This is a genomic window from Xanthomonas sp. SHU 199 (assembly GCF_000364665.1).
Classification (GTDB): domain Bacteria; phylum Pseudomonadota; class Gammaproteobacteria; order Xanthomonadales; family Xanthomonadaceae; genus Xanthomonas_A; species Xanthomonas_A sontii.
Genome location: NZ_AQOI01000044.1, coordinates 1 through 4,701 on the forward strand (window position 1 = coordinate 1; position 4,701 = coordinate 4,701).

A 4,701-nucleotide genomic window follows, 5' to 3' on the forward strand; every position below is an offset into this window, starting at 1 on the left:
ATTAAGCCGCGCCGCGAAGCGGCGTCGGCTTGAATGGACTGTTAGGCCCCAAACCGCTGCACTATGGACTGGCAGGCCGGAAGTGCTTGCGGTGTTGCCCATGCGATTGCCGATTGTATGTCCGGCTCCAGCTTTGCCAATGCCTCCGGAGCCCAGCGTGCCCGAGCAGCTCCAATGGGTAGTGCATCAACCTCTGACGAGATCATTGCAAAGGTCATGAAATCTGGGTCACGGTCGTCCACCTCGACCTCGCAACGAAGCGCGGCGAGGGAATGGCAGCCCTCCAAGACAGGCATCTCTCCAGCGAGGACGCCTGTAGCGATCTCAAACGCTTTCCGGCGAGCTGAGAACACATACTCCTCGTGTGTCATGCGCTCGATCATTGGGGTCTAACACCTGAGTTAAGCCGCGCCGCGAAGCGGCGTCGGCTTGAACGAATTGTTAGAGGGCAAGCCCTCAGTCCCAATAGATTGTATACACCTGATAGCCGGGAGGCGGCTCGGGTGCGGCTGCATGCTTTCCATATGGCCAGCCTGGCCCAATCCCGTCAGACTCTAAGCCTTCAATCCACTGGTCTGCAATGTCTTGTGGCGCGGAAGAGAAAATGTGGATGTTCTCTGCGGCGGGCCAAAGATCGCTGTGCTCCAACGACTCGCCCCAATCCTGATGAAGCCCAACAAACACGCCCTGAACATCAGGACGGGCTTCGATCTCTTTGAGCCTTGCATAGATGTCACGAATAGAAGGGCGGCCATATCCCCATTGATTTGGGGCGATCGAGTCTTCTTGTGGGTTACCGATGAAGTAGTCGTCGAGAGAAACGATGGGAAAGTGCTCGTTGTCAATCCTGTCGAGGCTCTCGAGCTTGTCTAGCAGGGCTCTGCGATATTCCATGTCTTGGCCTCTAACGCTCGCGGTAAGCCGCGCCGGAGTGCGAAGCACGGAGGGCACCCGCAAGCGAAGCTTGTGGGCGTCGGCTTGACCAAATAGTTAGGCTGGTGAGCGAAGGCACGATTGGAGGCGGTCAAAAGTTTTGTAGTGCGCGCCAAGCATTTAATTGCTTCTCCAAGGTATGCAACTTCATTTCATGATCATCTGGCCATTCTGAGAAGGCTTTGAGCTTTATCTGCTCAAAGGTACTCTTGGGCACATCGACGGCTTCATAGTTGAAAAAAGCAATGCCGGCATCGAGCTGCTTTTTGAATGTGTGAAGCTCCATCTCGTAGTCATCCGGCCAGCTAGATGAGGCAAAGTTGAAGATGGCACCAAGGAATTCGTCGGATGCGAACTTTTCTTTGAATACTTCAAGCTCTTGGAAGGCCTCAACCTGCTTGCCAATGGTATGTCGCTGCATTTCAAAGTCGTCGGGCCAATCCGACTGTGCTTTGAGGCGAATGCGATCCTTGACGTGATCTGGGATAGTCATAAAAAGTCCTGTAGTTCTTGAGGGCCTAACTACTATTGGACCGCCCAAAAGCGATAATGCCCCAAGTATCCACCAACGCCAGACGTCTGCAAAGGGGGAAATTCCCACCCTGCATCAATGACTTGCCTGATGGTGGCCGCGGCTCCGTGCGCCAATGCTGGCTACGTTATCCGACGTTCGAGCAGGCGTATGAGTTACACCCATGACGATGAAGGCGTAACGGCGCATCCACCGCCAACGTGTTGGAGCCGGTGCGTGGCCGGTTGCGGCTTCGGCAATACAGCCTGCGCACCGAGCAAGCGTATGTTGGCTGGATACGGCGCTTCATCCTGGCCAACGGCAAACAGCATCCATCGCGTATGGGCAGGCCCAAGTCGAAGCGTTCCTGACCAGTCTGGCGACTCAGGGACAGGTCTCGGCCGGGACACAGAGTCAGGCGCTGGCGGCGCTGTTGTTCCTCTATCGTGATTTTCTCGGCGTGGAACTGCCATGGATGGAGAATCTGGTCCGCGCCAAGCGACCGCGGCGGATTCCGGTGGTGCTCTCGGTCGAGGAGGTCACGCGTTTGCTGGTCGCGCTGGAGTGACCTTGCTGGCTGATGGCCGGGCTGCTCTATGGCAGCGGCATGCGGCTGCTGGAATGCCTGCGATTGCGGATCAAGGATGTGGAGCTGGGGCGGTGGTGAGTAACGGCAAGGGCGGCAAGGATCGGCGTGTGCCATTGCCAATGCGCCTGGGCGAGCCGCTGCTGCGGCAACGCGATAGTGCACTGCTGCTGCACGCGGCGGATCTGGCCGAAGGGGCGGGGAGGGTGCACCTGCCGCAGGCGCTGGTACGCAAATACCCCAATGCCGATGTCGAACCGGGCTGGCAATACCTGTTCCCGGCCGCGCATCGGTCGGTGGATCCACGCAGTGGTCGGGTCGGCCGGCCACCTGTCCGAGGAAGTCCAGCGGTGCGCAGTCCGCTGGATGGTCTAGGGGCGGCGGCGAGCGTCAAAGGCGTCAGGAAAAATAATGCAGCAGGGGCGTTTGTGATCCCGCGTCGGGACTGAAGTCCCTCCCACAATGCAGACCTGGACGCCATGAAGGCCGCGGCAATCCGCGGCCATCATGACAATACCTCACCCATCCAGCATCGCCTTGTTCCGCACCGCCCCCTTGTCCGCACTGGTCGCCAGCAGCGCGTACGCCTTCAACGCCGTACTGACCTTGCGCGGCCGCGGCTCAGCCGGCTTCCAGCCACGGGCGTCCTGGTCGGCGCGGCGCGTCGCCAGTTCCGCGTCGGAGACCAGCAGGTCGATGCGGCGCTGGGGGATGTCGATGCGGATGCGGTCGCCGTCGCGGACCAGGCCGATGGCGCCGCCCGCCGCCGCTTCCGGCGAGGCGTGGCCGATCGACAGGCCGGAGGTGCCGCCGGAGAAGCGGCCGTCGGTGAGCAGGGCGCATTGCTTGCCCAGGCCCTTGGACTTCAGGTAAGAGGTGGGGTACAGCATTTCCTGCATGCCGGGGCCGCCCTTGGGGCCTTCGTAGCGGATCACCACGACGTCGCCAGCCTTGACGTCGTCGGCGAGGATGCCCTTCACCGCGGCGTCCTGGCTTTCGAACACTTTGGCGTTGCCCTCGAACACATGGATGGATTCGTCCACGCCGGCGGTCTTCACCACGCAGCCGTCCTCGGCGATGTTGCCGTACAGCACTGCCAGGCCGCCTTCCTGCGAGTAGGCGTGGGCGACGTCGCGGATACAGCCGCTGGCGCGGTCGGCGTCCAGGCTCGGCCAACGCGTGGCCTGGCTGAAGGCTATCTGGGTGGGGATGCCGGCCGGCCCGGCCTGGTAGAAGGTCTGCACCGCGGGGTCGTCGCTCTGGGTGATGTCCCACTGCGCGATGGCGTCGGCCAGGGTGCGGCTGTGCACGGTGGCCTGGTCGGTGTGCAGCAGGCCGCCGCGCGCCAGTTCGCCGAGGATGGCGACGATGCCGCCGGCGCGGTGCACGTCCTCGATGTGGTACTTCTGCGTGTTCGGCGCCACCTTGCACAGCTGCGGCACGCGCTTGGACAGGCGGTCGATGTCGCGCAGGGTGAACGGAACCTCGGCTTCCTGCGCGGCGGCGAGCAGGTGCAGGATGGTGTTGGTGGAGCCGCCCATCGCGATGTCCAGGGTCATCGCGTTCTCGAACGCCTCGAAGGTGGCGATGCCGCGCGGCAGCGCGCGCGGGTCTTCGGCGCCGTACCAGCGGTGGCACAGTTCCACCGCGGTGCGGCCGGCTTTGAGGAACAGGTGCTCGCGGTCGGCGTGGGTGGCGACCACGGTGCCGTTGCCGGGCAGGGCCAGGCCCAGCGCTTCGGTCAGGCAGTTCATCGAGTTGGCGGTGAACATGCCCGAGCAGGAGCCGCAGGTGGGGCAGGCGCTGCGCTCGAACGCGGCGACCTTCTCGTCGGAGGCGGTGGGATCGGCGGCGATCACCATCGCGTCGATCAGGTCCAGGTTGTGGTCGGCGAGCTTGGTCTTGCCGGCTTCCATCGGCCCGCCGGAGACGAACACGGTGGGGATGTTGAGGCGCAGCGCGGCCATCAGCATGCCGGGGGTGATCTTGTCGCAGTTGGAGATGCACACCAGCGCGTCGGCGCAGTGCGCGTTGACCATGTACTCGACCGAGTCGGCGATGATCTCGCGGCTCGGCAGCGAGTACAGCATGCCGTCGTGGCCCATGGCGATGCCGTCGTCCACGGCGATGGTGTCGAACTCCTTGGCCACGCCGCCGACGCGCTCGATCTCGCGCGCGACCAGTTGCCCGAGATCCTTCAGGTGCACGTGGCCGGGCACGAACTGGGTGAAGGAATTGGCGATGGCGATGATCGGCTTGTGGAAGTCGGCGTCCTGCATGCCGGTGGCGCGCCACAGCGCGCGGGCGCCGGCCATGTTGCGGCCGTGGGTCGAGGTCTTGGAGCGATAGTCGGGCATGGGAGCAGCGAACGAGCGGGCGGGGAGGCTGGCGATGGTGGCGCGATCGGATCGTTGCTGCTGCAACCGTCCTGGACGCCCACCGGTGGGCCGACCACGTTAGCACGCAGGCTGGCGCCGCCGCGCGCCGCCCGGGAGTGCGGAGCGGGTCGCAGACCTGCCTGCCTGCGCTTGGCAGACTGCGGTGGCCGGTGCGTCAGGGGGCGTAGGCCCGGCTCGCCCATCATGACCACAGGAGGTGTCCATGCTTCGGCATGTGCGTTCGTCGTCTTCCGCTGTTTCCTCCCCCGCCCCGTCCCTTGTGTCCACCCCCG

General features: G+C 63.5%; 3 protein-coding genes and 1 pseudogene. 1 reads left to right on the forward strand and 3 read right to left on the reverse strand.

Features of this window, described 5'->3' with window-relative positions; translation table 11 throughout:
- Nucleotides 1-456 precede the first annotated feature (456 nt).
- Together D183_RS26210 and D183_RS23835 are read right to left on the reverse strand one after the other, a co-directional pair.
- The gene (locus D183_RS26210) at nt 457-894 is read right to left on the reverse strand and encodes a hypothetical protein (protein ID WP_081613247.1); all 438 of its coding nucleotides are present in this window, start codon (nt 892-894) and stop codon (nt 457-459) included.
- A gap of 130 nt (nt 895-1,024) precedes the next feature.
- Complete coding sequence (locus D183_RS23835; RefSeq protein ID WP_017907577.1) at nt 1,025-1,426, reverse strand: hypothetical protein; 402 nt, start codon at nt 1,424-1,426, stop codon at nt 1,025-1,027.
- 189 nt (nt 1,427-1,615) lie between these two features.
- On the opposite strand from D183_RS23835, the pseudogene D183_RS23840 reads away from it, so the two are divergent.
- Nucleotides 1,616-2,393 (forward strand): annotated as a pseudogene (locus D183_RS23840) (integron integrase); the annotation flags it as partial.
- A 155-nt stretch (nt 2,394-2,548) separates the two neighbouring features.
- Here the strand turns inward: D183_RS23840 and ilvD are convergent.
- The gene (gene ilvD, locus D183_RS0102415) at nt 2,549-4,387 is read right to left on the reverse strand and encodes a dihydroxy-acid dehydratase (protein ID WP_017907580.1); all 1,839 of its coding nucleotides are present in this window, start codon (nt 4,385-4,387) and stop codon (nt 2,549-2,551) included.
- Between the last annotated feature and the right edge of the window lie 314 nt (nt 4,388-4,701).